The sequence below is a fragment of the Oceanimonas baumannii genome, assembly GCF_002245495.1.
Classification (GTDB): Bacteria; Pseudomonadota; Gammaproteobacteria; order Enterobacterales; family Aeromonadaceae; genus Oceanimonas; species Oceanimonas baumannii.
In genome coordinates, this window is record NZ_NQJF01000006.1 from 129,240 (window position 1) to 153,873 (window position 24,634).

Annotated in this window: 23 protein-coding genes; 19 read left to right on the forward strand and 4 right to left on the reverse strand. The window is 56.0% G+C overall.

The window, feature by feature from the left end; all coding sequences use genetic code 11:
* The first annotated feature begins 31 nt into the window (after nt 1–31).
* The 8 genes from B6S09_RS08490 (at nt 32) to pdxJ (ending at nt 7,239) form a co-directional block, all read left to right on the forward strand.
* Entirely contained in the window at nt 32–976 is a 945-nt protein-coding gene (locus B6S09_RS08490) for a MucB/RseB C-terminal domain-containing protein (protein WP_228213815.1), read from the forward strand.
* The gene (locus B6S09_RS08495) at nt 973–1,419 is read left to right on the forward strand and encodes a SoxR reducing system RseC family protein (RefSeq protein ID WP_094278069.1); all 447 of its coding nucleotides are present in this window, start codon (nt 973–975) and stop codon (nt 1,417–1,419) included. Before B6S09_RS08490 ends, B6S09_RS08495 begins: the two co-directional genes overlap by 4 nt.
* Before the next feature lie 99 nt (nt 1,420–1,518).
* Complete coding sequence (gene lepA, locus B6S09_RS08500) at nt 1,519–3,315, forward strand: translation elongation factor 4 (RefSeq protein ID WP_094278070.1); 1,797 nt, start codon at nt 1,519–1,521, stop codon at nt 3,313–3,315.
* Nucleotides 3,316–3,317: 2 nt separating this feature from the next.
* Nucleotides 3,318–4,232, forward strand: a complete 915-nt coding sequence (lepB, locus tag B6S09_RS08505; protein ID WP_094278071.1) for a signal peptidase I — start codon at nt 3,318–3,320, stop codon at nt 4,230–4,232.
* A complete protein-coding gene (gene rnc, locus B6S09_RS08510; RefSeq protein ID WP_094278072.1) occupies nt 4,232–4,900 on the forward strand; it encodes a ribonuclease III in 669 nt (222 codons plus the stop codon). Before lepB ends, rnc begins: the two co-directional genes overlap by 1 nt.
* Complete coding sequence (gene era, locus B6S09_RS08515; protein WP_094278073.1) at nt 4,897–5,799, forward strand: GTPase Era; 903 nt, start codon at nt 4,897–4,899, stop codon at nt 5,797–5,799. Before rnc ends, era begins: the two co-directional genes overlap by 4 nt.
* A gap of 2 nt (nt 5,800–5,801) precedes the next feature.
* Complete coding sequence (recO, locus tag B6S09_RS08520; protein ID WP_094278074.1) at nt 5,802–6,509, forward strand: DNA repair protein RecO; 708 nt, start codon at nt 5,802–5,804, stop codon at nt 6,507–6,509.
* Nucleotides 6,502–7,239 (forward strand): pyridoxine 5'-phosphate synthase, encoded by a 738-nt coding sequence (pdxJ, locus tag B6S09_RS08525; RefSeq protein WP_094278075.1) that lies wholly within the window; start codon nt 6,502–6,504, stop codon nt 7,237–7,239. Before recO ends, pdxJ begins: the two co-directional genes overlap by 8 nt.
* Nucleotides 7,240–7,413: 174 nt before the next feature.
* On the opposite strand, the gene barA is transcribed toward pdxJ, so the two are convergent.
* Complete coding sequence (barA, locus tag B6S09_RS08530) at nt 7,414–10,110, reverse strand: two-component sensor histidine kinase BarA (RefSeq protein WP_094278076.1); 2,697 nt, start codon at nt 10,108–10,110, stop codon at nt 7,414–7,416.
* 80 nt (nt 10,111–10,190) lie between these two features.
* Between barA and rlmD the strand changes: the two genes are divergently transcribed.
* From rlmD to B6S09_RS08555, 5 genes are all read left to right on the forward strand, one after another.
* Nucleotides 10,191–11,504, forward strand: a complete 1,314-nt coding sequence (gene rlmD / locus B6S09_RS08535) for a 23S rRNA (uracil(1939)-C(5))-methyltransferase RlmD (protein ID WP_094278077.1) — start codon at nt 10,191–10,193, stop codon at nt 11,502–11,504.
* Between the two features lie 8 nt (nt 11,505–11,512).
* Complete coding sequence (gene relA, locus B6S09_RS08540; RefSeq protein ID WP_094278078.1) at nt 11,513–13,726, forward strand: GTP diphosphokinase; 2,214 nt, start codon at nt 11,513–11,515, stop codon at nt 13,724–13,726.
* 22 nt (nt 13,727–13,748) lie between these two features.
* Nucleotides 13,749–14,552: a nucleoside triphosphate pyrophosphohydrolase gene (gene mazG, locus B6S09_RS08545; protein WP_094278079.1), complete on the forward strand. Its 804-nt coding sequence runs from the start codon at nt 13,749–13,751 to the stop codon at nt 14,550–14,552.
* Between the two features lie 55 nt (nt 14,553–14,607).
* On the forward strand, nt 14,608–15,273 hold the full coding sequence (locus tag B6S09_RS08550; RefSeq protein ID WP_094278080.1) for a tetratricopeptide repeat protein: 666 nt from the start codon (nt 14,608–14,610) through the stop codon (nt 15,271–15,273).
* Between the two features lie 81 nt (nt 15,274–15,354).
* A complete protein-coding gene (locus B6S09_RS08555) occupies nt 15,355–15,813 on the forward strand; it encodes an Rrf2 family transcriptional regulator (RefSeq protein ID WP_094278081.1) in 459 nt (152 codons plus the stop codon).
* 41 nt (nt 15,814–15,854) lie between these two features.
* On the opposite strand, the gene B6S09_RS08560 is transcribed toward B6S09_RS08555, so the two are convergent.
* On the reverse strand, nt 15,855–17,129 hold the full coding sequence (locus B6S09_RS08560) for an HlyC/CorC family transporter (protein WP_094278082.1): 1,275 nt from the start codon (nt 17,127–17,129) through the stop codon (nt 15,855–15,857).
* Between the two features lie 56 nt (nt 17,130–17,185).
* Nucleotides 17,186–17,977 (reverse strand): cytochrome C assembly family protein, encoded by a 792-nt coding sequence (locus B6S09_RS08565; protein ID WP_208321715.1) that lies wholly within the window; start codon nt 17,975–17,977, stop codon nt 17,186–17,188.
* 145 nt (nt 17,978–18,122) lie between these two features.
* Between B6S09_RS08565 and ffh the strand changes: the two genes are divergently transcribed.
* From ffh to B6S09_RS08595, 6 genes are all read left to right on the forward strand, one after another.
* Nucleotides 18,123–19,508, forward strand: a complete 1,386-nt coding sequence (gene ffh / locus B6S09_RS08570) for a signal recognition particle protein (protein ID WP_094278084.1) — start codon at nt 18,123–18,125, stop codon at nt 19,506–19,508.
* Between the two features lie 168 nt (nt 19,509–19,676).
* Nucleotides 19,677–19,928: a 30S ribosomal protein S16 gene (gene rpsP / locus B6S09_RS08575; protein ID WP_094278085.1), complete on the forward strand. Its 252-nt coding sequence runs from the start codon at nt 19,677–19,679 to the stop codon at nt 19,926–19,928.
* 23 nt (nt 19,929–19,951) lie between these two features.
* A complete protein-coding gene (rimM, locus tag B6S09_RS08580; protein ID WP_094278086.1) occupies nt 19,952–20,473 on the forward strand; it encodes a ribosome maturation factor RimM in 522 nt (173 codons plus the stop codon).
* A gap of 27 nt (nt 20,474–20,500) precedes the next feature.
* Nucleotides 20,501–21,247 carry a tRNA (guanosine(37)-N1)-methyltransferase TrmD gene (trmD, locus tag B6S09_RS08585; RefSeq protein ID WP_094278087.1) on the forward strand — a complete coding sequence of 249 codons (747 nt, stop codon included), beginning with the start codon at nt 20,501–20,503 and terminating at the stop codon, nt 21,245–21,247.
* Between the two features lie 32 nt (nt 21,248–21,279).
* Nucleotides 21,280–21,633, forward strand: a complete 354-nt coding sequence (gene rplS / locus B6S09_RS08590) for a 50S ribosomal protein L19 (RefSeq protein ID WP_094278088.1) — start codon at nt 21,280–21,282, stop codon at nt 21,631–21,633.
* Nucleotides 21,634–21,879: 246 nt separating this feature from the next.
* Nucleotides 21,880–23,046: an MFS transporter gene (locus B6S09_RS08595; protein ID WP_094278089.1), complete on the forward strand. Its 1,167-nt coding sequence runs from the start codon at nt 21,880–21,882 to the stop codon at nt 23,044–23,046.
* A 381-nt stretch (nt 23,047–23,427) separates the two neighbouring features.
* Here B6S09_RS08595 and mutH read toward each other — a convergent pair whose 3' ends face one another.
* Complete coding sequence (gene mutH, locus B6S09_RS08600; protein ID WP_094278090.1) at nt 23,428–24,105, reverse strand: DNA mismatch repair endonuclease MutH; 678 nt, start codon at nt 24,103–24,105, stop codon at nt 23,428–23,430.
* Between the last annotated feature and the right edge of the window lie 529 nt (nt 24,106–24,634).

Genomic DNA, 24,634 nt, shown 5'->3' on the forward strand with positions numbered 1-24,634 from the left:
ACGCAGATTAGGGGTAACACTGGCGTGGCTGATGGTTGTGGTTGCACCCGCCAGGGCAGCGACCGACGCCGACCCGCAAGCCTTGCTGCAAAACATGCAGCAGGCTTATCAGCAGCTCAACTTCGAACTGACCTTGGTTGATTCGGGTATCGGCACGCCCGAGCCCAAGCGTCTGACCCGGGGCCACCTCGATGGGCAGGCGCTGACCCACCTGCTGCACCTTAATGGCCGTCCCCGGGAATTTGTTCAGCGGGACGCCGAAACCAGCTTTTTTGATTTTGGCCCGGAGGGATACACCCTGAGGGACTCCCGCCTTCCTGGCCTGTTTACCCGAGTGCAGCAACTGCCCCTGGAGCAACTGCTGGCGCAGTATGAAGCGGTGGTGAGCGGACGTAACCGGGTACTGGGTCGTACCGCCAATCTGGTGCGGTTGTTGCCCAAAACCGATAATTGCTATGGCTATGTGCTTTGGCTGGATCAGCAAACCGGTCTGTTATTGCGTCTGGATACTCTGGATGAAGACGCCGCTCTGGTGGCCCAGAGCATGGGGGTCGCCTTGGTGATTGATGAGGCGCCGGCACCTTTGCTGAAAGAGTTGCAGAGGGTGAAGCTCCCTCCACCCATGCCACTGGCCGACGCTCAGTCGCAGCAGCCGGTCTCCTCTTCCTGGCAGGCGGGCTGGCTGCCTGAGGGTTTTCAGGTGAGGGTGCAAAACCGTCACCGGCTGCCGCTGACCGAGCAACCGGTGGAATACCTGATGGTTTCCAATGGGATGGTGGATATTTCGGTTTACGTGGCCGAGTCGCAGCAGAACGAACCCCGTCAGCAACTGGTTCGTCAGGGCGCGACACATCTGGTGAGCATGGTTAATCCTGCCCGGGTGGAAGTCACCGTGGTCGGCGATGTGCCTGCCGATACCGCTCGTCGTATTGCTGAGTCGGTGGCACCACAAAGTCCGGAAGAACGCACTCCATGATCGAAGAAATTGCCACTGTGGTGGCAGTTCATCCGCACGGAGTGGAGGTTAGCTGCTTCAGCAAATCGGCCTGCGGTCAGTGCCGGCAAAACAGTACCTGCGGTACCGGTCTGGTATCCCAGGCGCTGCCGGGGCGGGATCATCGTTTTGTGATTGCGACAGGTCTGGTATTGCAGCCCGGTCAGCAGGTGCGTATCGGTATTCCGGAACATAGTCTGATCACCGGTGCGCTGCTGATTTATCTGCTGCCTCTGTTATTTCTGCTGACGGCCGGGATGCTGACGGGGCTCGCCGGACTGAGCGAGGGCGCGACCATTGTCGGTGCGTTTGCCGGTGGTGGTGCCGGATTCTGGCTGGCATCCCGCCTGGCCCGCCGTCGTGGCAGCAGTGATCAGCCGGTAATACTGGATACCCTGATACCGTTGGCTGGCCGGGCCGATTAGTTGGTTTTCGGCAGACTAAGGATTGGTCACTGTGCCGCGAATCCGGTAGAATCTCGCCTTTATTATTGTCGCCATTGACTACGGACGCCTTATCGCATCATGAAGCATATTCGTAATTTCTCCGTCATCGCTCACATCGACCACGGCAAATCGACCCTGTCCGATCGCCTGATCCAGGTATGTGGCGGCCTTACCGATCGGGAAATGCAGCAGCAGGTACTCGACTCCATGGATCTGGAGCGCGAGCGCGGCATTACCATCAAGGCCCAGAGTGTGACCCTGAACTACCAGGCGCAGGACGGCAATCAGTATCAGCTGAATTTCATTGATACCCCCGGGCACGTGGACTTTTCCTATGAGGTATCCCGCTCGCTGGCTGCCTGTGAAGGAGCCCTGCTGGTGGTTGATGCCGGTCAGGGGGTTGAGGCACAGACTCTGGCCAACTGCTACACCGCCCTCGATATGGAGCTGGAAGTTGTACCGGTACTGAACAAAATCGACCTGCCCCAGGCCGAGCCGGAGCGAGTGGCGGAAGAGATTGAAGATATTGTCGGTATCGATGCCATCGATGCGGTCCGTTGTTCCGCCAAGACGGGTCTGGGTGTGGACCTGGTGCTGGAAACCATTGTACAGAAAATCCCGTCACCGGAAGGTAATCCGGAAGGACCGCTGCAGGCGCTGATCATCGACTCCTGGTTCGACCCTTATCTGGGAGTAGTGTCGCTGGTGCGTATCAAGCACGGCAGCCTGAAGAAGAATGACAAGATCAAGGTGATGAGCACCGGTCAGATCTGGGGTGTGGACCGTATCGGTATCTTTACTCCCAAGCAAAAAGACACAGACGGCCTCAACTGCGGCGAAGTAGGCTGGGTAGTGTGCGGTATCAAGGATATTCACGGGGCTCCCGTGGGCGACACCCTGACGCTCGCCAAGCACGGTGCCGAAAAGGCCCTGCCTGGCTTTCAGAAAGTGAAGCCTCAGGTTTATGCCGGTCTGTTCCCCATTTCCAGCGATGATTATGAGGCGTTTCGTGATGCCCTCGACAAGCTGGCGCTGAACGACGCTTCACTGTTCTATGAGCCAGAAACTTCCAATGCCCTGGGCTTTGGCTTCCGCTGTGGTTTCCTGGGCATGCTGCACATGGAGATCATTCAGGAGCGGCTGGAGCGGGAATACGATCTGGATCTTATCACCACGGCACCCACAGTGGTATACGAGGTGGTCAAGACCGACGGCGAGGTGGTCTATATCGACAGCCCGTCTCAACTGCCGGCGGTGAACAATATTGAAGAAATTCACGAGCCCATCGCCGAGTGTAATATCCTGGTACCCCAGGAATATCTGGGTAACGTCATTACCCTGTGTATCGAAAAACGCGGCGTGCAGACCAACATGGTTTACCACGGCAACCAGGTGGCGCTGACCTACGATATCCCCATGGCGGAAGTGGTACTCGATTTCTTCGACCGTCTGAAGTCCACCAGCCGTGGTTATGCCTCGCTGGATTACGGCTTCAAACGCTTTGAAGCGGCCGATATGGTACGTCTCGACATTATGATCAATGGTGACCGGGTCGATGCCTTGGCGATCATTACCCATAAGGAAAATGCTCAGTTCCGTGGCCGTCAGCTGGTAGAAAAAATGCGTGAGCTGATCCCGCGGCAGATGTTCGATATCGCCATTCAGGCGGCCATCGGCAATCAGATCATTGCCCGCAGCACCGTGAAAGCCCTGCGCAAAGATGTGACTGCAAAATGTTACGGCGGTGACGTCAGTCGTAAGAAGAAACTGCTGGCCAAACAGAAGGAAGGTAAAAAGCGCATGAAGTCGCTGGGCCGGGTTGATATTCCGCAGGATGCTTTCCTCGCCATTCTGCACGTAGGTAAGGATAAGTAACCATGGCAAGTACCTTTGCCCTGATCCTGGTACTGGTGACGCTGGTCACCGGTATTATCTGGGCCTGTGACAAGTGGATTTGGGCGCCCCGTCGGGGGCGTGAACTGGCCGAAGCACAGCGCAGCCACGGCAACAAGGTGGATGCGTCTGCGCTGGCGAAAGCGGCCGTTACCCCCGGCTGGATCGAGCAGGCCAGATCCATTTTTCCGGTGATCGCGGCAGTGCTGGTACTGCGTTCTTTTATCTATGAGCCGTTTCAGATCCCATCCGGTTCCATGATGCCGACCTTGCTGGTAGGCGACTTCATTCTGGTGGAAAAATTTTCCTACGGTCTGAAAGAGCCGGTTTCCAACACCACATTGATCCCTACCGGCAAGCCGGAGCGTGGAGATGTTGCGGTGTTTAAATACCCGGAAAACCCCCGTATTGATTACATCAAGCGTATTGTGGGGCTGCCCGGAGACCACTTGGTTTATCGTGACAAACAGCTCTATATCAAGCCAGCCTGTCAGGGGGACGCCTGCCCCGGCTATGAGCCGGTGCCGCTTAAGTTTGAGCACAGCGGTGAATTTACCCAAATGGGCATTCCGCTGGCCCGTTACAGCGAAAGCCTGACCGAACGCCCACACGATATCCTGCAGAATCCGCTGCTGCCGGACCGGGTTTCCATGTATTACCGCCAGCCGGATACGGCAATGAATGAGTGGGTAGTACCTGAAGGGCATTATTTCGCGTTGGGCGACAACCGCGATAACAGCACCGACAGCCGCTTCTGGGGATTCGTACCCGAAAGTAACCTGGTGGGCAAAGCGGTCGCTATCTGGATAAGCTTTGAATTTGATCGCAACGCCGACAGCTGGCTGCCTTCCTGGGTGCCCAGTAACGTGCGTTTCAGCCGAATAGGCGCAATTCATTAATGAAAAAACTGAACAATCTGCAAACAAAACTGGGTCACGCTTTTAACGATGAAGCTTTGCTGGTTCGGGCTCTGACCCACCGTAGTGCCGGCTCCCGCCATAATGAGCGGCTGGAGTTTCTCGGGGATTCCATTCTCAGCATGGTGATCGCCGATGCCCTGTTCCATCGCTTTCCCAAGGTGAACGAAGGGGATATGTCGCGCATGCGCGCTACTCTGGTACGGGAGAAAACACTGGCCGAGCTGGCCCGGGCCTTCGAACTGGGTGACTATCTGATCCTCGGTCCCGGTGAGCTGAAAAGCGGCGGTTACCGTCGTGAGTCGATTCTGGCCGATGCGGTGGAAGCCCTGATCGGTGCCGTCTATCTCGACAGCGGCATAGAAAGTATTACTCAGTTGCTGCTGAGCTGGTACGACAGCCGGCTGAACGATATTCAGCCCGGAGTAGAGCAAAAAGATCCCAAGACCCGGCTGCAGGAGCTGTTGCAGGGTAAACGCAAGCCGCTGCCCACCTATGAAGTGGTGAACGTCATCGGTGAGGCCCATAATCAGAAATTTACCGTGCACTGTGTTGTGGATGGCTTGGCCGACCCGGTTATCGGCGTGGGTACCAGCCGGCGCAAGGCAGAGCAGGCGGCGGCCGAGCAGGCCCTGGAAACCTTGTTATGACAGAACAGCAAACTTATTGTGGCTTTGTGGCCATCGTCGGCCGCCCTAATGTAGGCAAGTCGACCCTGCTGAACCGGCTGCTGGGGCAGAAGGTCAGCATCACCTCTAAAAAACCGCAGACGACCCGCCACCGTATTATGGGCATCGACACTGACGGGGATTACCAGATTGTCTATGTCGACACACCCGGTCTGCACATTGAAGAAAAACGTGCCATCAACCGGCTGATGAACCGGGCGGCAACCAGCTCGTTGGGTGATGTGGAAATGGTGGTGTTTGTGGTCGACGGTACCCAGTGGACCAAAGACGACGACATGGTATTGAACAAGTTGCGGCGCATGAGTTGTCCCGTGGTACTGGCGATCAACAAGATCGATAACGTGGAAAGCAAAGAGATCCTGCTGCCGCACATGCAATGGCTGGCTCAGCAAATGGACTTTGCCGATATCGTGCCGATCTCGGCGGAAAAGGGCACTAATGTCGAGACGATCGCCAAGCTGGCGAAATCCCGGCTTAAGCCTTCTCTGCACTATTTCCCGGAAGATTACATCACTGACAGATCCTCCCGTTTTATGGCGGCGGAAATCATTCGTGAAAAGCTGATGCGTTTTACCGGTGATGAGCTGCCTTACTCGATTACCGTTGAGATCGAGCGTTATCAGGTAGATGAAAAGGGTGTGGTGCATATTAATGGCCTGATCCTGGTAGAGCGGAGTGGCCAGAAACGCATGGTGATCGGTAATAAGGGTGAAAAGCTGCGTACCATCGGTACTGAGGCCCGTCTGGATCTGGAACGGCTGCTGGAGCAGAAGGTATATCTGGAGCTGTGGGTCAAGGTCAAGTCCGGCTGGGCAGATGACGAACGTGCCCTGCGCAGCCTGGGTTACGGCGACGACTGAATATGGCGCTTGCCGCCTTTGTTATTCACAGCCGTCCCTATAGGGAAACCAGCCAGCTGGTGGAAGTGTTCACTCAGGAGCAGGGGCGGCAAAGCCTGGTGGCCCGGGGCAGTCGTCAGCCCCGCTCGCCCTTAAAGGGGCTGCTGCAGCCCTTTGTTCCTCTGCGGCTTACCTTTGGTGGCAAAGGTGAACTGAAAACCCTCTATAGTGCAGAGGCCACCGGCCCGGCGATCAGGCTGACCGGCACCGCGCTATATAGCGGCCTTTATCTCAACGAGCTGATCCATTACCTGCTAGAAATACAAACGCCTTTTGAAGAGGTGTTTGAAGTGTATGAGACGACCTTGAGAAAGCTGGCGGCCGGCAGTGCTCTTGAGCCTTGTTTGCGCAATTTTGAGTTCTATATGCTGAATGTGCTGGGCTATGGCGTTGACTTTACCCAGGACGCCGAGACCGGTGCAGTAGTTTGTGCGCAAGGCTGGTATGCTTATCGCCCTGAAGCCGGCTTTGTGGCGCTGGTACGGCCCGAGCCCGGAGCTTATCGTGGTGACTGGCTTCATGACCTGGCGGAGCTCCGGCTGGAGTCAGCAGAAGTGCTGGCAGCAGCCAAACGTTTCAGCCGTACCGCGCTGGCCCCCTATCTGGAAGGACGAGTGCTGAAAAGCCGGGCCCTGTTTATCAAAGGAAAGAGAGGAAGTCCCAGTGAGTGAACTGTATTTGGGTGTCAATATCGATCATATCGCCACACTGCGTAATGCCCGCGGAACCAGCTATCCGGATCCGGTACATGCGGCGGCCATTGCCGAGCAGTCCGGTGCCGATGGTATTACCGTCCACCTGCGGGAAGACCGCCGGCATATCACCGACAGGGACGTGGAAATTCTGGCACAGACCATAGAAACCAGAATGAACCTGGAAATGGCCGTTACCGATGAAATGATCGACATTGCCTGCCGTATTAAACCGGCGTTTGTCTGCCTGGTGCCGGAAAAGCGGGAAGAAGTCACCACCGAAGGTGGCCTGGATGTGGCGGGGCAGCTCGACAAGATAACCGCGGCGGTGGCCCGCCTGCGCGAGGCGGGTATCAAGGTGTCGTTGTTTATTGATGCGGACAAGGCCCAGATAGACGCCGCCGTAGCCACCGGAGCGCCTTACATTGAAATTCACACCGGTCATTATGCCGATGCTACTGATGAGGCCGAACAGCTGGCCGAGCTCAAGCGCATTGCGGCCTGTGCTTCCCATGCCCACGACGCCGGGCTTAAGGTGAACGGCGGTCATGGCCTGCACTACCATAACGTCAAGCCTATCGCTGCCATTCCGGAAATGCTGGAGCTGAACATCGGTCACGCCATTATTGCCCGTGCTGCGTTTGATGGCCTGGAAAAAGCGGTGCGTGACATGAAGCGTCTGCTGCGAGAAGCCCGACAGGGCGTTTAAGCCGTAAGTGATAAGCTGTCAGCGGTAAGAAAAACCCGGACCATCAGGTATCCGGGTTTTTTGTAGGCCTGGCTTCAGCCGGGAAAATTATGCTGCATGTAACTTCGTTGCCCCAATAAATGGGGGCCTGCAGGTGCACTCGGCACCTGCAGGCAACATCGCTTACGGCTGCTTTTACAAATATCCTTTTGCTTCTTCCCTTACCTGTTCAATACGCTCTTCCAGCTCCAGCAGCTCCGGTTCCAGCGTGTCGACGCCCTGCTTGTTTAGCAACGCCTGCTCCAGTCCGGCCAGTAATACCTGCAGCTGAGGGACACCGCAATACACGGCACCTCCATGCAGCTTGTGCAGAGGAGCGTACAGGGCATTACCATCCAGCTCGCCGGCCAGGGCGGCACTCAGCACCGGAGTGAACTCTTCAAAACTTTGCAGCAGCAGAGTCAGCATTTCCCGTGCCAGCGCTTCGCGGCCACCGGACTGTTGCAGGGCCAGCGGCCAGTCGATCAGCCCGTTTTGCTTCGGGACGCGGGCAAAGTGGTTAATAATGCGTGCCAGTATGGTTTCGTCGATAGGCTTGGCCAGATAATCATCCATGCCCTGCTGAAGCAGCCGGTCCCGTTCACCGGCAATAGCATGGGCGGTGACCGCCACAATCGGGGTGGTGGCATTGAGCCCGCCCTGACGGCGAATTTCCTGGGTGGCCTGAATGCCGTCGAGCACCGGCATCTGAATATCCATAAAAATAATGTCGTAGCGATTGGCAGTGGCCTTATTGAGCGCATCCTGACCGTTACGGCCGGTATCTACCTGACTGACCTGCTCGGCCAGCATGGCACTGATCAGCTTGAGATTGGCCGGGTTATCGTCGACCGCCAGCACCCGCATTGGCCGGCGTCGGGTCGGTGGTGGCAGAGCAATGGGCGCCATTGGCTCATCACCGGTAGTGCGCGGCTCGGCCAGGGCATGGGCCAGTTTCTGGTAGTGAGCCGGTTTACTCAGGCAGTGGCTTGCCCCGGCCGTCAGTAATGAATCGCTTAGCGTTGGATCGGTGGAGCTCAGCAGAATGACGGTTCTGTTATTAAAGGCCAGCTGCCGTTTCAGCTCCTGCTCCATCTGGCTGGGCAGGGCGTGAGGGCCAAAGCCCAGCACAGCAAGATCGATGGGCTGTTCGGCGGTCGGTTCATAGAGCACCTGCATGCCCCACTCCCGTAGCAGGGCACTGGTGGCGCGCCGGCTGAAGCCGTCTTCTTCCTGATAAAGTACCGTCTTGCCGGTCAGCTCCGCCAGTGGCAAGGGCTCGGCCAGGGGCAGGGCAGCCTTGTCGAGTTCAAGAGTAAAGCTGAACACCGAGCCGGCACCGGGCTCGGAATAGAGTTCAATATCACCGGCCATCTGATGTACCAGCTTTTGTGTTATCACCAGCCCCAGACCGGTACCGCCATAGCGTCGGGAAATGCTGGAGTCGGCCTGATTAAAGGCCTGAAACAGCTGGCGGCGCTGACTGTCGGAAATACCGATGCCGGTGTCCTGCACATGAATGCACAGGCCGCTGCGTTCGGGCTGCCCGGCGGGGCGGGCATCCACCCGTATATCCACATTGCCCTGCTCGGTAAATTTGATGGCGTTGCCGACCAGGTTGTTAAGGACCTGCTGCAGCCGCAGCGGATCCCCGACCAGACTGTCGTGTACCGCCGCATCGATTCGGAGCGACAGTTCCAGCCCTTTGTCGTGGGCGCTGGGTGCCAGCAGCACCATGACTTCCTGCAGCGTGTCGCGCAGGGAGAAGGGGATCTGCTCCATTTTCAGCTTGCCGGCTTCCAGCTTGGAGAAGTCGAGGATGTCATTAATGATACCGAGCAGGTTCTGGGCCGACTTTTCGATGGTCTTAAGGTAATCGAGCTGACTGGCAGTCAGGCGGGTTTTCTGCAACTGGCGGGCGAAGCCGATGACCCCGTTCAGCGGTGTGCGCAGTTCATGGGACATATTGGCCAGAAACTCGGTTTTAACCCGGGCCGCTTCCTGGGCCCGCTTTTTGGCCATGTCGAGTTCGATATTCTGAATTTCAATCTGTTCCAGCGTTTCGCGCAAGTCCGACGTGGCCTGATCGATATTTTGCTGCATTTCATCGTGGTATTCCGACAGCGATTTGGCCATGGCATTGATGCCGTTTTTCAGCATCTCCAGCTCACCGCTGAACTCGCCGCTGACCCGGGTGTCGAGCCGGCCTTCACGAATTTTATACACGGCACTGACCATGTCGGTAATCGGCTGGGACACGTCCTTGATTAAACGCATGCCAAACAGAGCGCTGACACACACACCCAGCAGTACGATCAGACCGGCAAAAAAGGTATCACGATAGTGCAGCAGCATGGCCGAATCGCCGGTCAGCTGCATGGCGACATACCCCAGCGGCTGAGTGGCCGACTCTTCCCACAGGGTATCGGCCCGGGTGGCATCGGTCAGTACCGGAGTGCGCAGAATGATGCCGTTTTCGCGCGGATCCACATTGGTGGTGGCGGGGATGGCCATGCCTTCCGGTAACCGCAATACCTTGTAGTCTTTGTGATAGTTGGAGGTGACCAGTAATTTTCCATCGGCATCAAACAAGGCAATCGACGTCACCAGCGGCGTGTTGTTGCGCTGAATATTACTGAGCAGCCGGTTGAGGGCTTCACGGTTGCGTGCAGTCAGCGCCAGCTCACTGGCCAGGGCCAGTGGTTCAATCACGTTCACCCCTTCCTGGATCAGGGCGTCTTCCAGCTGCTGGTAGCGGTTTACGGAAAAATAACCCGCCAGCAAAATGCCGATAATCAGGGTCGGAATAATGGTAAAGGCCAGTACCCGGGCTCGCAGGCCGTATTTGGTCATAATGGGCTTATGTGGGACAATATGCGTTTAAAAGACAGTAGGCTCATGATGACATAGCCGGTTCGAGGGCTCCACGTTTTATGGTTCAGTTCTTCAAAGTCAAAAAGCCTTCAGCGCCGGCCAAAGCGCCTCTGGATGTTCGTATTATCGAGCTTAACGGTCACGGCATGGGAGTAGCCCGACATCAGGGCAAGCCGTTATTTGTCGCCGGCGTGTTGCCCGGTGAAGAAGTACGGGTGCAGCTGACCGCTCAGACCAGCCGTTATGCCACCGCCAGCCTGCAAAAAGTGATTAAGCCATCACCAGACAGACTTAAACCTTTCTGTATCCATACCAGCGACTGTGGTGGCTGCAATCTGCAACAACTGCCCCTTGTCAGCCAGCGCGAGTTAAAGCAAAAGGCCGTGCTCAGCCTGTTTGGCCGCCACGGTATGACCGAACTGCCAGAGCCGGAGTGGCTGGTCGGGGAAGGGCAGGGTTACCGCCGGGCGGCACGGCTGGCCATTCGTCGCCAGGGCAAGGGGGTTGCGCTGGGTTTTCGTCAATCTCAGTCTCATGAACTGGTGCAGGTGGAGTCTTGTGGCGTGCTGGCGCCGGTACTGTCAAAGCTGATTGGGCCGTTACGCCAATTGCTGAATCGCTTGTGTTCACTGCGGCTGCTGGGTCATATCGAGCTGTACGATGCCGCTGAAGGCGTCGCATTACTGCTGCGTCACAAAGGCAATCTGCCGGCAGCAGATCTGGATATACTGCTGGCCTTTGCCCAGGAGTATGCGCTGGCCCTGTTTTTACAGGATGATACCGGCAGGCGGCCTTTACATGTTCCGTTTCCTCTTTATTATCAGTTGAGTAACCTGACGCTTTCGTTTACCCCCGGCGACTTTATTCAGGTTCATGGCACACTGAATGAAGCAATGGTGCAGCAGGCCATTGACTGGCTGGCCCCTGAGCCGGGCATGCCGGTGCTGGACTTGTTTTGTGGCATCGGCAATTTCTCTCTGCCGCTGGCGGCGGCGGGCCATCCGGTGGTGGGGGTGGAAGGCGTGATGGAAATGGTCGAGCAGGCCAGAGGTAATGCCGAAGATAACCAACTGCCTCAGGCCCGTTTTTACCGTGCCGATCTGGCCGCCGACTTTACCCGGGAACCCTGGGCCGAAGAAGGCTTTTCCCAGGTGCTGATTGACCCCGGCCGGGCGGGCGCCGAGCAAGTGATGCCGTATCTTGCCAAACTGTCTCCCGAGCGACTGCTGTACGTCTCGTGCAATCCTGCCACGCTGGCCAGAGACAGTGAGGTATTGCTGGCGGCCGGTTACCGCATCAGCCGGTTCGGGCTTATCGACATGTTTCCCCACACGCCCCATTGCGAGGCAATGGCGCTGTTTGAACTGACTTAAGGACGCTTATGGTTGCCGTGCGCGAAACTCATCTCAAGTCGACCTTCTGCCTGCAGGAGTGGGTTGACGGCCTTTCAGTAGACGTTAGTGAGCGGGCGCGTCTGAAAGCCATTTATGAGTATTGCCGGCAACTGGATGTGAATCCCGAGACCAGTGCCCGGCTGCTGGCTCAGGGCGTGGAAATGGTCGGTATTCTGCTTACCCTGAGTATGGATGCTGACACCCTCCGCTCGGCACTGCTGTATCCGTTTCTGGAAAATAGGATCCTGACTGCCGAACGGGTGCAGGAAGACTTTGGCGACAATATTCATCAGTTGCTGCAGGGTGTGGCTGATATGGAAGCCATTCGTTCGTTGCAGCATGTTCATGGCGACAAAGGCAACGAGGCTCAGGCTGACAAGGTACGGCGCATGCTGCTGGCCATGGTCGAAGATGTGCGCGCCGTGGTGATCAAGCTGGCGGAGCGCATTACCTGCCTGCGGGAAGTTAAGAATGCCGATGAAGAAACCCGGGTGCTGGTGGCCAAGGAAATTGCCAATATCTATGCGCCGCTGGCGAACCGTTTGGGCATCGGTCAGCTCAAGTGGGAGCTGGAAGATCTGTCGTTCCGCTATCTGCATCCGGAGACCTACAAGCGTATTGCCCGGCTGCTGGATGAAAAACGGCTGGCGCGGGAAGACTATATCGCCAGCTTTGTCGGTGCTCTGAATCACGCTTTGCACGAAGCGGGTGTGGATGCAGAAGTCTATGGCCGGCCCAAGCATATTTACAGCATCTGGCGCAAGATGCAGAAAAAGAGCCTCGATTTTGACGAGCTGTTTGATGTACGCGCGGTGCGGGTTGTGACACACCGGCTGCAGGACTGTTATGCCGCCCTGGGCATAGTACATACCCAGTGGCGGCATATTCCCCGGGAATTTGACGACTATGTGGCGAACCCCAAGCCCAACGGGTATCAGTCCATCCATACCGTGGTGATCGGTCCTGAGGGTAAAACCGTGGAGATCCAGATCCGCACCGAGCAGATGCATCAGGATGCAGAGCTGGGGGTCGCTGCCCACTGGAAATACAAGGAAGGGGCCGGCAGCGGCAAGCAGGGCGGTTATGAAGAAAAAATTGCCTGGCTGAGAAAACTGCTGGCCTGGCAGGAAGATATGGCCGAGAGCGGCTCTCTGGTGGATGAGCTGCGCAGTCAGGTGTTTGAAGACAGGGTGTATGTCTTCACCCCCAAAGGCGATGTAGTGGACATGCCTGCCGGGGCCACGCCGCTGGACTTTGCCTATTATGTGCATAGTCAGGTCGGACATCGTTGCATCGGGGCCAAAATAGACGGCCGTATTGTGCCTTTTACCTATCAGCTGCAAACCGGCGATCAGGTTGAGATTATCACCCAGAAACACCCGAACCCCAGCCGTGACTGGATGAATCCTAATCAGGGCTTTTTGCGTACTTCCCGGGCCCGCTCCAAGGTGGCTACCTGGTTTAAAAAGCAGGACAGGGACAAGAACATACTGGCCGGTCGTGAGCTGCTCGACAAAGAGCTGGAACGGCTGGGCATGGGATTCTCCTGGCTGGATAAAAAAGCCCTGGAACGCTTTAACGTGACCAGCCTGGATGATCTGCTGGCGGGCATTGGCGGTGGTGACTTACGTATTAATCAGCTGCTTAATTATCTGCAAAGCCAGCACAAAAAGCCGAGCAGTGAAGAGCAGGACCAGCAGGTGCTGCGGGAGCTGGAGCAAAAAGCTGCGAAGAAACCGCAGGATAACAAACCCAAGGGGCACATAGTGGTGCAGGGTGTGGGTAATCTGCTGACCAATACCGCCCGCTGCTGTCAGCCTATCCCCGGCGACGAAATCATTGGTTTTATTACACAGGGGAGGGGCATCTCCATTCACCGGGCAGACTGTGAGCAGCTCAAGGAGCTGGCATTGCAGCACCCCGAGCGCATGGTGGATGCGGTCTGGGGCGAAGATAATGGTGGTGGTTATCAGCTGACCCTGCGGGTTGTGGCCAATGATCGCTCCGGCCTGCTGCGGGATATCACCACCATACTGGCCAATGAAAAGATCAATGTCATGGGGGTCAACAGCCGATCCAACCGCAAACAGCAGACGGCCACCATCGATATGGAGCTGGAAGTGTACAATATTGATACGCTGAGCCGGACCCTGGCTCGCATTGGTCAGCTGCCCGATATACTGGAAGCCCGCAGGCTGTAAACAAGAATACGGATACCGGAACATGAAGCAGGAACATTATTCACTTGAAGACTTGCTGGCGATTATGGCTGCCCTGCGGGACCCGGAGCACGGCTGTCCCTGGGATCTGAAACAGGATTTTGCCAGTATCGTGCCTCATACCCTTGAAGAAGCGTATGAAGTGGCAGATACCATTGCCCGGGAGGCCTGGCATGAACTTCCCGGTGAGCTGGGAGATCTGCTGTTTCAGGTGGTGTTTTATGCCCGTCTTGGCGAAGAGCGAGCCAGTTTTAACTTCCACGATGTGGTGCAGGCCATCAGTACCAAGCTGGTCAGCCGTCATCCCCATGTGTTTGGTGATGTGCGTTTTGACGATGAAGCGGCGATCAAGGCTAACTGGGAAGCCACCAAAGCCAAAGAGCGCAGAGCGCGTGACCAAGAAGCCACCAGTGCCCTGGATGATATACCGCTGGCGCTGCCGGCGCTGAGCCGGGCTCATAAAATACAAAAGCGCTGCGCCGCCGTGGGCTTTGACTGGGGCGAGCTGCCACCGGTAGTGGATAAAATCCGCGAAGAGCTGGATGAAGTGATGGAAGAGGTCAATCAGCCTGAGTGCGATGATGACCGTATTGCTGACGAGCTGGGGGACTTGCTGTTTGCCACCGTGAACCTGGTACGCCACCTTAAGCAGGAGCCGGAAGCGGTACTGCGCCGGGCCAATGCCAAGTTTGAACGCCGCTTTCGTGCTGTGGAGCAGCTGCTGGCGGCGGATGGCAAAGATTGTACCAGCAGCTCGCTGGCGGAGATGGACGACTGCTGGCGGCGGGTCAAGCAAAGCGAAGGCTGAAGCCGTTTAATATTCCCCGGAACCGGCCGATAACAAAAGCAGTTAAGGAGAAGTCATGAATTATTTCCCTCTGTTTCTGTTGTGCTCGGCCCTGTCGGTATGGGCCGCCGAGGCACCCTCCGGTGCCGGTCAGGCCGCCGCCGTTGCCCAGGCGCTGGATGGCCTTGAAGCGGTGCCCTTGTATGAGGAAGATGAGCTCATTGCCCTGATTAACGACAACCGTCACTTGCAGCGGGTGCGGGATCAGGATGACTGCCAGCTGACACAGGATATTGAAGCCCGGGCTGAAGTGCTGCGGTTGCCATCCTATCAGTTTTTATGGGGTGATATGCTGGCCTGGGGGATCTGCGTACCGGCAGAGCCGCGCCGTGGTCTGCAAATGATGTGGGCCGCGGCCCGCCAAGGCATGCCGGCGGCGCTGGAGCAACTGGGGCGTTACTATTATGAAGGCACCCTTGTGCAGCAGAACCGGGAGCGGGCTGTGCCCCTGATGCAGGAGGCTGCCAGCCTGGGTTTTGAAAAAGCCCGCTTCACCTGGGCGGCCTGGCTGCTGGCAGGGGCCGGCAGCCCGCTGGATTACCCCCAAGCTTACCTCTGGCTCAAGCAAACGGTGACCGACGACAAGCATAAATACCGTGAAGCGGAGCGTCTGAGCCAAGGGCTGGCAAAACGTATGCCTCCCCATAAGGTAAAAGAACTGAATCATCAGCTGCTTTATTAAGCAGACTGACATTTAATGTCAGTTCCCTCTTGAATGTGTATCATGTATATATGTTCGCCTTGTCATCTGGACATCATATATATGAAACTGACCACCTATACCGATTTTGGCCTGCGGGCCCTGATGTACCTTGCCACTTTGCCTGAGAGAGAGCTGACCAGCGTGGCCCGGGTGTCGGCCCTGTATGATGTATCCCGTAACCATATGGTCAAGGTTATCAATCAGCTGGCCCGGGAAGGCTATATTCATGCCTTGCGGGGTAAAAATGGTGGAATTCGCCTGGCGCGGGAGCCCAAGGATATTAATATCGGCAAGGTGATACGGTTGCTGGAAAACAACCTCAAAGGCATCGATTGCGGCAGTCCGGCCTGTTATCTGGTGCCTGCCTGCCGGCTGAAAAATGCGTTGGCTGAAGCTATGGAAGCGTTTTTACAGGTAATGGAAGGCTATACCCTGGCAGATCTGACCAGTAACCGTAGCGAGCTGATGACCATTTTCAGCACCCTGGAAGGGGAAAGCCTGCGCAGAAACGCAAGCTGAGACTTTTCCGTATTCACAAAGGCCGCCTTACGGCGGCCGGTTCAGTTCGTCGGCAGGTAAAACTGGGGTTGTACCCGAACCTGTTTGATGACGTTGTTTTCCACTTCCAGAATTTCTATCGGATAACCCGCTACCCGCAGCCCGATATTGGCCTCGGGGATGTCTTCCAGATATTCCAGGATCAGACCATTCAGGGAGCGAGGGCCATCCGTGGGTAACTCCCAGCCCAGCTCTTTGTTAAGATCCCGGATGCTGGCACTGCCTTCAATCAGATAAGAACCATCCTCCTGGGGCTGAATTTCGTCGCTAAGGGTCGGGCTGATGGTGGTGGTAAAGTCTCCGACAATTTCCTCAAGAATATCATCCAGGGTGATCAGGCCCTGAATATCGCCGTACTCATCCACGATCAGGCCGATACGTTCCTTGTTACGCTGGAACTTGAGCAGCTGCACGTTCAGCGGGGTGGCTTCGGGAATAAAATATAATTCCCGCGCAGCCCGCATCAGGCTGGGTTTGCACAGTTCTTCCTTGGCCAGCAGGCGCAGGGCGTCCCGGGCGTGAATAAAGCCCAGGGCATCATCGATATTGTCCCGGTATAGCAGCACCTTGGTATGCGGGCTTTGCAGCAGCCGGCGGTTAATGCTTTTCCAGTCCTGGGTAATATCGATGCCGTAGATTTCGTTGCGGGGCACCATGATGTCGTCCACCGTCACCTTTTCCAGATCCAGGATCGACACCAGCATGTCCTGGTGACGACGAGGGATAAGGCCACCGGCTTCGTTCACAATGGTGCGCAGCTCTTCCGAGCTGATAGCCGTGTCTTCCCCGCCCTTGGGGTTAATGCGGAACAGCGCCAGCAGGCCGTTGGAAATGGCATTAATGGCCCATACCGCCGGGTACAGCAGTACCATCAGGGGCCGCAGAATAATAGAGGCGGGAAAGGCGACTTTTTCCGGATAAAGCGCGGCCAGCGTTTTGGGGGTTACTTCCGAAAAGATCAGTACCGCCAGCGTCAGGCCGATGGTGGCGACGGCCACGCCGTAATCGCCGAACAACCTGATGGCCAGCAGAGTGGCAATGGCTGAAGCCAGAATATTGACCAGGTTGTTGCCGATCAGGATCAGACCAATCAGCCGGTCGGGGCGGGACAACAGTTTCTCTACCCGGGTGGCAGCCTTGTGGCGGTTTTGCACCAGATGCCGTAACCGGTAGCGGTTAAGCGACATCATGCCGGTTTCAGAGCTGGAGAAAAAGGCGGAAACAAACAATAGTGTAATCAGGATGCCGGTAAGGGCACCCGTCGATATGTCGTCCAAACAGACCGTCCTGTGTAAAAAACCTGATCAATTTCTACGAGTTTGCCGAAAGTCTGTCAAGAACCGAGCAGAACTTCCCGCACAAAACGACTGCCAAAGTAGGCCAGGGTCAGCAGCAGGCTGCCTGCCACACTGGTCCAGATAACCTTGCGGCCACGCCAGCCGAGGCGGTGGTGGCCCCATAGCAGCCCCACGTATACACACCAGGCAATAATGGTGAGCACGGCTTTGTGTACCTTGCCGGTGCTGAACATTTCCTGCAGAAAGAACAAGCCGGTGGAAATGGATAAGGTCAGCACGACGACACCGGCAAAAATCAGCCGGAACAGATAGCGCTCCAGGGTCATCAACGGTGGCATGGCAGGCAAGTTGGTGAGTTTGTGCTTTTTAAGCCGGTTATCAAGAAAACCAAGCAGAATGGCCATCAGGCAGGCAATGGCCAGTAGCGAGTAAGACATTAGTCCCAAGGTGATGTGCACCAGTACTTCGGGGCGGGTTTCCAGGTACATGGTGTAATGGCCGGGCAACAGGATGTCGGCCACCAGCAGTAAAAAAGCAAAGCTGTATACCACCGGCATCAGCAGCCAGACATTAAACCGGGTGACCAGTACTGACATCAGTCCGGCAACAATCAGGCTGACCAGTGAAGCCACATTGAGCATACTCAGATTCTGCCCCGGCACCAGTATCACGGTATCGACCAGCCAGATACCATGCAGCAGCAATGCGAAGACGGCGGCGAGCAGGCCGTAGCGACGCCCCTTGTTGTGCGGATTAAATAAATTATGCACACAGGCAAAGGCCGCCAACAGATAAAATGCCATCGCCAGAACAGCAAGCAATTCCATAATGAATGTCAGCCATTTATCGGAAATATAAAAAGAAAAGCCAGTATACCCCCAAGCCCTTGCCCATCGCCAGCCGGGTTCGCTTAAGTTCGGGCCGCAACTTGGTTATACTGGTCGCAATTTTCGCCATTTGCGGACGCAGTTCATGTTTGAAAATCTCACAGAAAGGTTGTCGCGCACGCTGAAAAACATCAGCGGTCGCGGACGTCTGACCGAAGACAATATCAAGGAAACCCTGCGCGAAGTGCGTATGGCCCTGCTCGAAGCCGACGTAGCCCTGCCGGTGGTGCGGGAGTTCGTTAACCGGGTCAAGGAACGGGCGGTCGGCCAGGAGGTTTCCAAATCCCTGAGCCCGGGCCAGGCCTTTATTAAAATCGTCAATGCCGAACTGGTGTCGGTGATGGGCGAGGCCAACGAAGGCCTGGAGCTGGCGGTCAGCCCACCGGCGGTGGTGCTGATGGCGGGTCTGCAGGGGGCCGGTAAAACCACCTCCGTGGGCAAGCTGGCCAAGTACCTGAAAGAACGTGAAAAGAAAAAAGTGCTGGTGGTCAGTGCGGACGTTTATCGTCCGGCGGCGATCAAGCAGCTCGAGACCCTGGCGGCAGATCTGGACGTCGAATGTTTCCCCAGCGACATCAGCCAGAAGCCGGTGGACATTGGCCGTAATGCAGTGGATTACGCCCGCAAAAAATTCTTTGATGTGGTGCTGGTGGATACTGCCGGTCGTCTGCATGTCGATGAAGACATGATGACCGAAATTCAGCAACTGCATACCGCCATCGAGCCGGTGGAAACCCTGTTTGTGGTTGACGCCATGACCGGTCAGGATGCGGCCAACACTGCCAAGGCATTCAGCGAGGCGTTGCCACTGACTGGTGTCATCCTCACCAAGGCTGACGGTGATGCCCGGGGTGGTGCTGCGCTCTCGGTGCGCCATATTACCGGCAAGCCGATTAAGTTTATCGGTATGGGTGAGAAGGTTGATGCCCTCGAGCCTTTCCACCCGGACCGGGTGGCCTCGCGTATTCTGGGGATGGGTGACATGTTGTCGCTGATCGATCAGATGGAGCGGTCGGTGGACAAGAACAAAGCCGCCGAAATGGCCCAGAAGCTCAAAAAGGGCAAGGGCTTTGATCTGGAAGACTTTCGCGATCAGCTGGTGCAGATGCGCAGCATGGGCGGCATGATGAGTCTGATGGATAAGCTGCCGGGCATGAGCCAGCTGCCTGATAACGTCAAGGATCAGGTGAACGACAAGCTGACTGTGCAGATGGAAGCGATCATCAACTCCATGACCCCGAAAGAGCGCCGTCATCCTGAGCTGATCAAGGGCAGCCGCAAACGCCGTATTGCCTTGGGTTCCGGTACCGAGGTGCAGGAAGTGAACAAGCTGCTTAAGCAGTTCACGCAGATGCAGAAAATGATGAAGAAAATGTCCGGCAAGGGCGGCATGCGCAAGATGATGAGCCAGATGCAGGGTATGATGGGACCGGGTGGTCTGGGCGGGGGCGGTCGCCGCGGGCCTTTCTGACGTCTGGTGCCAAATGGGCTGCCGGTGATTACCGGTGGCATTTAACGGGTTGCGCACACCCCTTTTGGTTGCATTCTCACCTGATCGGAGTACAATTGCGCGGCTTATTTTAAGCTGGGGTTCGCAGTGTTTGCGAACCTTGTTTGTTTCAAGTAAATAGAGGACGGTATGGTAACCATTCGTTTACAACGTGGTGGCGCGAAAAAGCGTCCGTTCTACCAGGTAGTAGTTGCTGACAGCCGCTACGCTCGCGATGGTCGTTTCATCGAGAAAGTTGGCTTCTTCAACCCGATCGCTTCCGGCCAGGCCGAGAAAGTGCGTCTGGACCTGGAGCGCATCAACCACTGGGTAGCCCAGGGTGCAAGCCTTTCCGAGCGTGTGGCCAAGCTGGTCAAAGACGCTTCTAAAGCTGCTGCCTGAGCTGGTCGGGCAGGGAGTGAAAAGTGAGTGAACCTGTCATAGTAGGCCGCCTGGGTGCTGTTTACGGCATTAAAGGCTGGTTGAAAGTTAACTCCTTTACCGAACAGCCCGATGGCATTTTCGATTATCAGCCCTGGCTGATAAAAGATGGCAAAGGCTGGCGTGAAATTCAGATAACTGGGTGGAAACGCCACAACCAGAGTCTGATTTGCAAACTGGCCGATATCGACCAGCGCGAAGAGGCTCAGGCACTGACCGGTGCCGACATCGCAGTCAGCGCCGAGGCACTGCCCTCGCTGCCGGCGGATGAATTTTACTGGCGCGATCTGGTTGGTTGTCGGGTGAGCAACACGCGGGGTTACGACCTTGGGGTGGTGTCTCAGCTGATGGAAACCGGCTCCAATGACGTGCTGGTGGTCAAGGCCAATGCCAATGACGCATTTGGTCAACGGGAACGGTTGATTCCGTTTCTGGAACAACAGGTGATTAAGTCCGTAAATCTTCAGGACAGAATCATCGAAGTGGAGTGGGATCCGGATTTTTAATCCCGGTAGTCCGGCACGGAGAAAATCATGTGGATAGGGGTTGTTAGCCTCTTCCCGGAGATGTTCCGGGCAGTCAGTGACTACGGGGTCACCGGTAGGGCCGTTAAAGACGGTCTGCTGACATTTGAAAGCTGGAATCCGCGGGATTTCACCCGGGACAAACACCGCACTGTCGATGACAGACCCTACGGGGGCGGTCCGGGTATGCTGATGATGGTTCAGCCATTACGTGACGCCATTGCGGCGGCGCGGGCAGCGGCAGGCGAGGGCGCAAAGGTAATTTACCTTTCACCCCAGGGCCGGAAGCTGGATCAGCAAGGCGTATGCGAACTGGCACAGCAGGAAAAACTTATCCTGGTGGCCGGACGCTATGAAGGTGTGGATGAGCGTGTCATAGAAGCCGATATCGACGAAGAATGGTCGGTGGGTGACTATGTGCTCAGTGGCGGTGAATTGCCGGCCATGGTGCTGATTGACGCGGTGGCCCGTATGGTGCCTGGCGTATTGGGCGACATGGCCAGTGCGGAGCAGGATTCCTTCAGTGAAGGTTTGCTGGATCACCCTCACTACACGCGGCCCGGGCAACTGGAGGGAATGGCCGTTCCCGCAGTGTTGCTCAGTGGCAACCATGCAGACATAGCGCGCTGGAGAATGCAGCAGTCATTGGGCCGTACCTGGTTGAGAAGACCGGAACTGCTTAATAACCTAGCTCTGACTGACGAGCAGGAACAACTTCTTGCCCAATTTGTCCGCGAACAGCGGGACGAACAGTAGAGTTTTCAGTTTACCCTAGGTAAGGAAATATCATGAGCAACATCATCAAGCAGCTTGAAGAAGAACAACTGCGCAAGGACATTCCCGCATTTGGTCCGGGTGACACCGTGCGCGTACAGGTACGCGTTGTAGAAGGCGGTAAAGAGCGTCTGCAGGCTTACGAAGGCGTTGTTATCGCCAAGCGTAACCGCGGTCTGCACTCTTCTTTCACCGTTCGTAAAATCTCCAGCGGTGAAGGCGTTGAGCGTACCTTCCAGACTCACAGCCCGCTGATCGGCAGCGTGGAAGTGAAGCGTCGTGGCGCCGTGCGTCGTGCCAAGCTTTACTACCTGCGCGAGCGCTCCGGCAAGTCCGCTCGTATCAAAGAGCGTCTGGCCACCAAATAAGCCGAACCGGCTGTCGAAAAAAGGCCCGCATTTGCGGGCCTTTTTGTTTTTTAACGGTTTCATCTGCCGGTATGTGTACACTCGTCCACAGTTCAGTCTGACCACCCGCCCGCTTAATACTATTTAGTAACACCTATGCTCTGAGCAGGCTCGCTGCTGCTATGACTGTTTTCCTGCCTTCCTTTTGGTTTCAGAGCAGACAGAGTATGATGGTCAAATTGTATCTAATGTAACCAAGGGGCTGTCATGCCGTTCGTCGTATGGGGACTGGCCGTTGCCCAGGCGCTACTAATGTCGGGAAATATCTTGCTGGTATCGGTGTCGGCGCTGATCGGCCAGCAACTGGCCAGCGCCTCCTGGCAAATTACCCTGCCGGTAGCCTGTCAGTTTGCCGGCCTGATTGTGGCGACCTTGCCGGCGGCACACCTGATGCAGCGGCTGGGCCGTAAAACCGGCTTTGTGCTGGGCAATCTGTTCGGGTTACTGGGAGCCTGGATAGCGCTGCAAGGGCTGCTCGCGGAAAGTCTGGGGCTGTTTGCCTGTGGTACCTTCCTGACCGGTATTGCGATTGGCGTGGGGCAGCAATATCGTTTTGCTGCCCTGGAAGCGTGCGATAACGGCCAGCACGCCCGGGCCATCAGCCTGGTCATGGCCGGTGGCATACTGTCCGCCGTGATCGGCCCTAATCTGGCGATATGGTCTCAGGACTGGCACGCTGTCAGCCCCTATGCCGGTGCCTTTTACGGTCTGTTCGGCCTTTATATCGTAGCACTACTGCTGATTTTGCTGCTGCCACTGCCGGCGGCGACACCGGTTCAGCCCGGTGAGCAGGTTCGCTCTTATGGTGAGCTATTTCGTCAGCCCATGCTGCTGGCTGCGGTCGCCTCAGGCATGATCGGCTACGGCATTATGGTGTTGCTGATGACAGCCACACCGTTGTCAATGGAACATCACAGTCATAACTTTCCCGATACTGCCATGGTGATCCAGTGGCATGTACTGGGGATGTTTGTACCGTCGTTTTTTACCGGACACCTTATCCGCCGCTTTGGCACTCGTAACGTGATTCTGTGGGGATGTGCTGCACTATTGCTGAGTGCGGTAGTGAACCTGTCTGGCCACGGCTTCTGGCATTATTGGTGGGGTATGCTGCTGCTGGGGGTTGGCTGGAACTTCACTTTTATCGGGGCAACACATTTGCTGACCTTAAGTTATTTGCCGGCAGAGAAAGCCAGAGTGCAGGGCATTAACGAATTTCTGGTGTTTACTGCCGCCGCATTTGGCAGCCTGTTTGCGGGGCAGGGAATTATGCTGCTTGGTTGGGTGGGACTTAATTTGTTTGCTGTGCCCTGGATCCTGATGGTCTTTCTGCTGATCTGGCGGCTAAACGCCCGTGAAGCAGTGGCTGCGTAGCGTGTGCGAAGCAAAATAGCCGGGTTGCACTCCGCCGACACGCTTCAAGTACCTCCATGTAGCGCTCGAAAATGCATCTGACCGCCAGGGATGGCGGAAATGCCGAAAATGCAGGAGCAACTTTTCGGCCATAACATTTTATGGTCGGCTCCAGCAATCCCGGCCATTACTTTGGCCAGCATCCGGCCGCTATGATAACTGGCAACTCGATGGTGAATGAGGAGAGCAAAGGGTGTCTGCTTCATTGTGCCCTTTGCGTCATGGAAGGCGCAACGGAGCGTACAGGGAAGTATTTATAGCGTGCCGGAGAAGCAGTACGCTTTGGTCGACGAAGCTGCACGGCATAAAAAACGATGAAGATTTACGCTTTGCGTGCGAGCCTCACAACATAAAATGCCGGGCCAGCAGGGCCGCGGTAAAGCTGGTTTTCAGATAAAAGCCCCGGGGACGGGTTTGTATATAACCACCATCGGGGCCAATGGCGTCGTTCAGGGCTCGTCCATTGGCGGCCTTGGGTCTCAGTTGCAGAGCCTGGCCATGACGGGCGGTGATCTGCTGTACCTGACCAAGACTGATCAGCTCCATGATTTCTTCCCAGTCCTGGCGCAGCAGCCATTCTTCTTCTTCACTTGGTGTCCATAGTAGCGGTTGGCCAATCAGGCGCTCACCGGGCGGGACATCTCTGTTGCCGAGTACTGGTATCCACAATACCCGTGACAGTTTGTTACGTACATTGCAGCTCTCCCAGGTCAGGCCGGCAATATCCAGTAGCGGGGCCACGCAGACAAAGGTGGTTTCCAGAGGATGTGCGTGTGAGTCGAGGGGAATGGTTTTGAGCTCCACCCCCAGCTCGGGAAAATCCTGCTCGGGCTTTGAGCCGGCACTGGCTCCCAATGTCAGTTCCAGCAGCTGACCAATCCAGCCTTTGTCCCGTCGAAGATTATCCGGCACCGGCAGCCTGAGTTCACCGGCGAGTTCTGCCAGTGGCAGACCGGCCAGCTGCTGAGCACGTTTTAGCAGGACGGGGACACTTTCGGGGCGGGAAACTGTTTTGTTCAAAATTTAATCACCTCCGTGGCGGCCGGGCTTTGCCCATGGCAACGGGCATAAAAACGATCATATACGTGTTTTACTCAGGTATGAACATATCGTTACACAAGATTATCCACAGAAAAACTGGATAAGTTTGCTGAGGGTGCTGTTTCACCGTCATTACAGCGTTTTAATACTCATAAAGCACGGAGATGCAGCGTATCTACGAGAGATATTGGCTGATATTTGTGGATAACTAATGGTTGGTTATTTATTGAGCGGTGGTAGTTATCAACATGGAAGTACCAGATCTAACGCCTGATCAAAGATCCAGATCGATCCAGTTTTACTGGTGTAACTAGCTGTTTATTAATGATTTATAATTCCATTGTTGAAGCAGATCACAAGCTTTAAAAAACGCTGATCTACCTTGAAGGGACACCTATACCGTTTTTATCACAACATTATTCACAGGAATTGGGGGAAACCACTCCTTAAGTCAGCTTTTTTTGTTTATAAGTGTTGACAAACTGATGAGTTATTCAGTTTTTGCCGC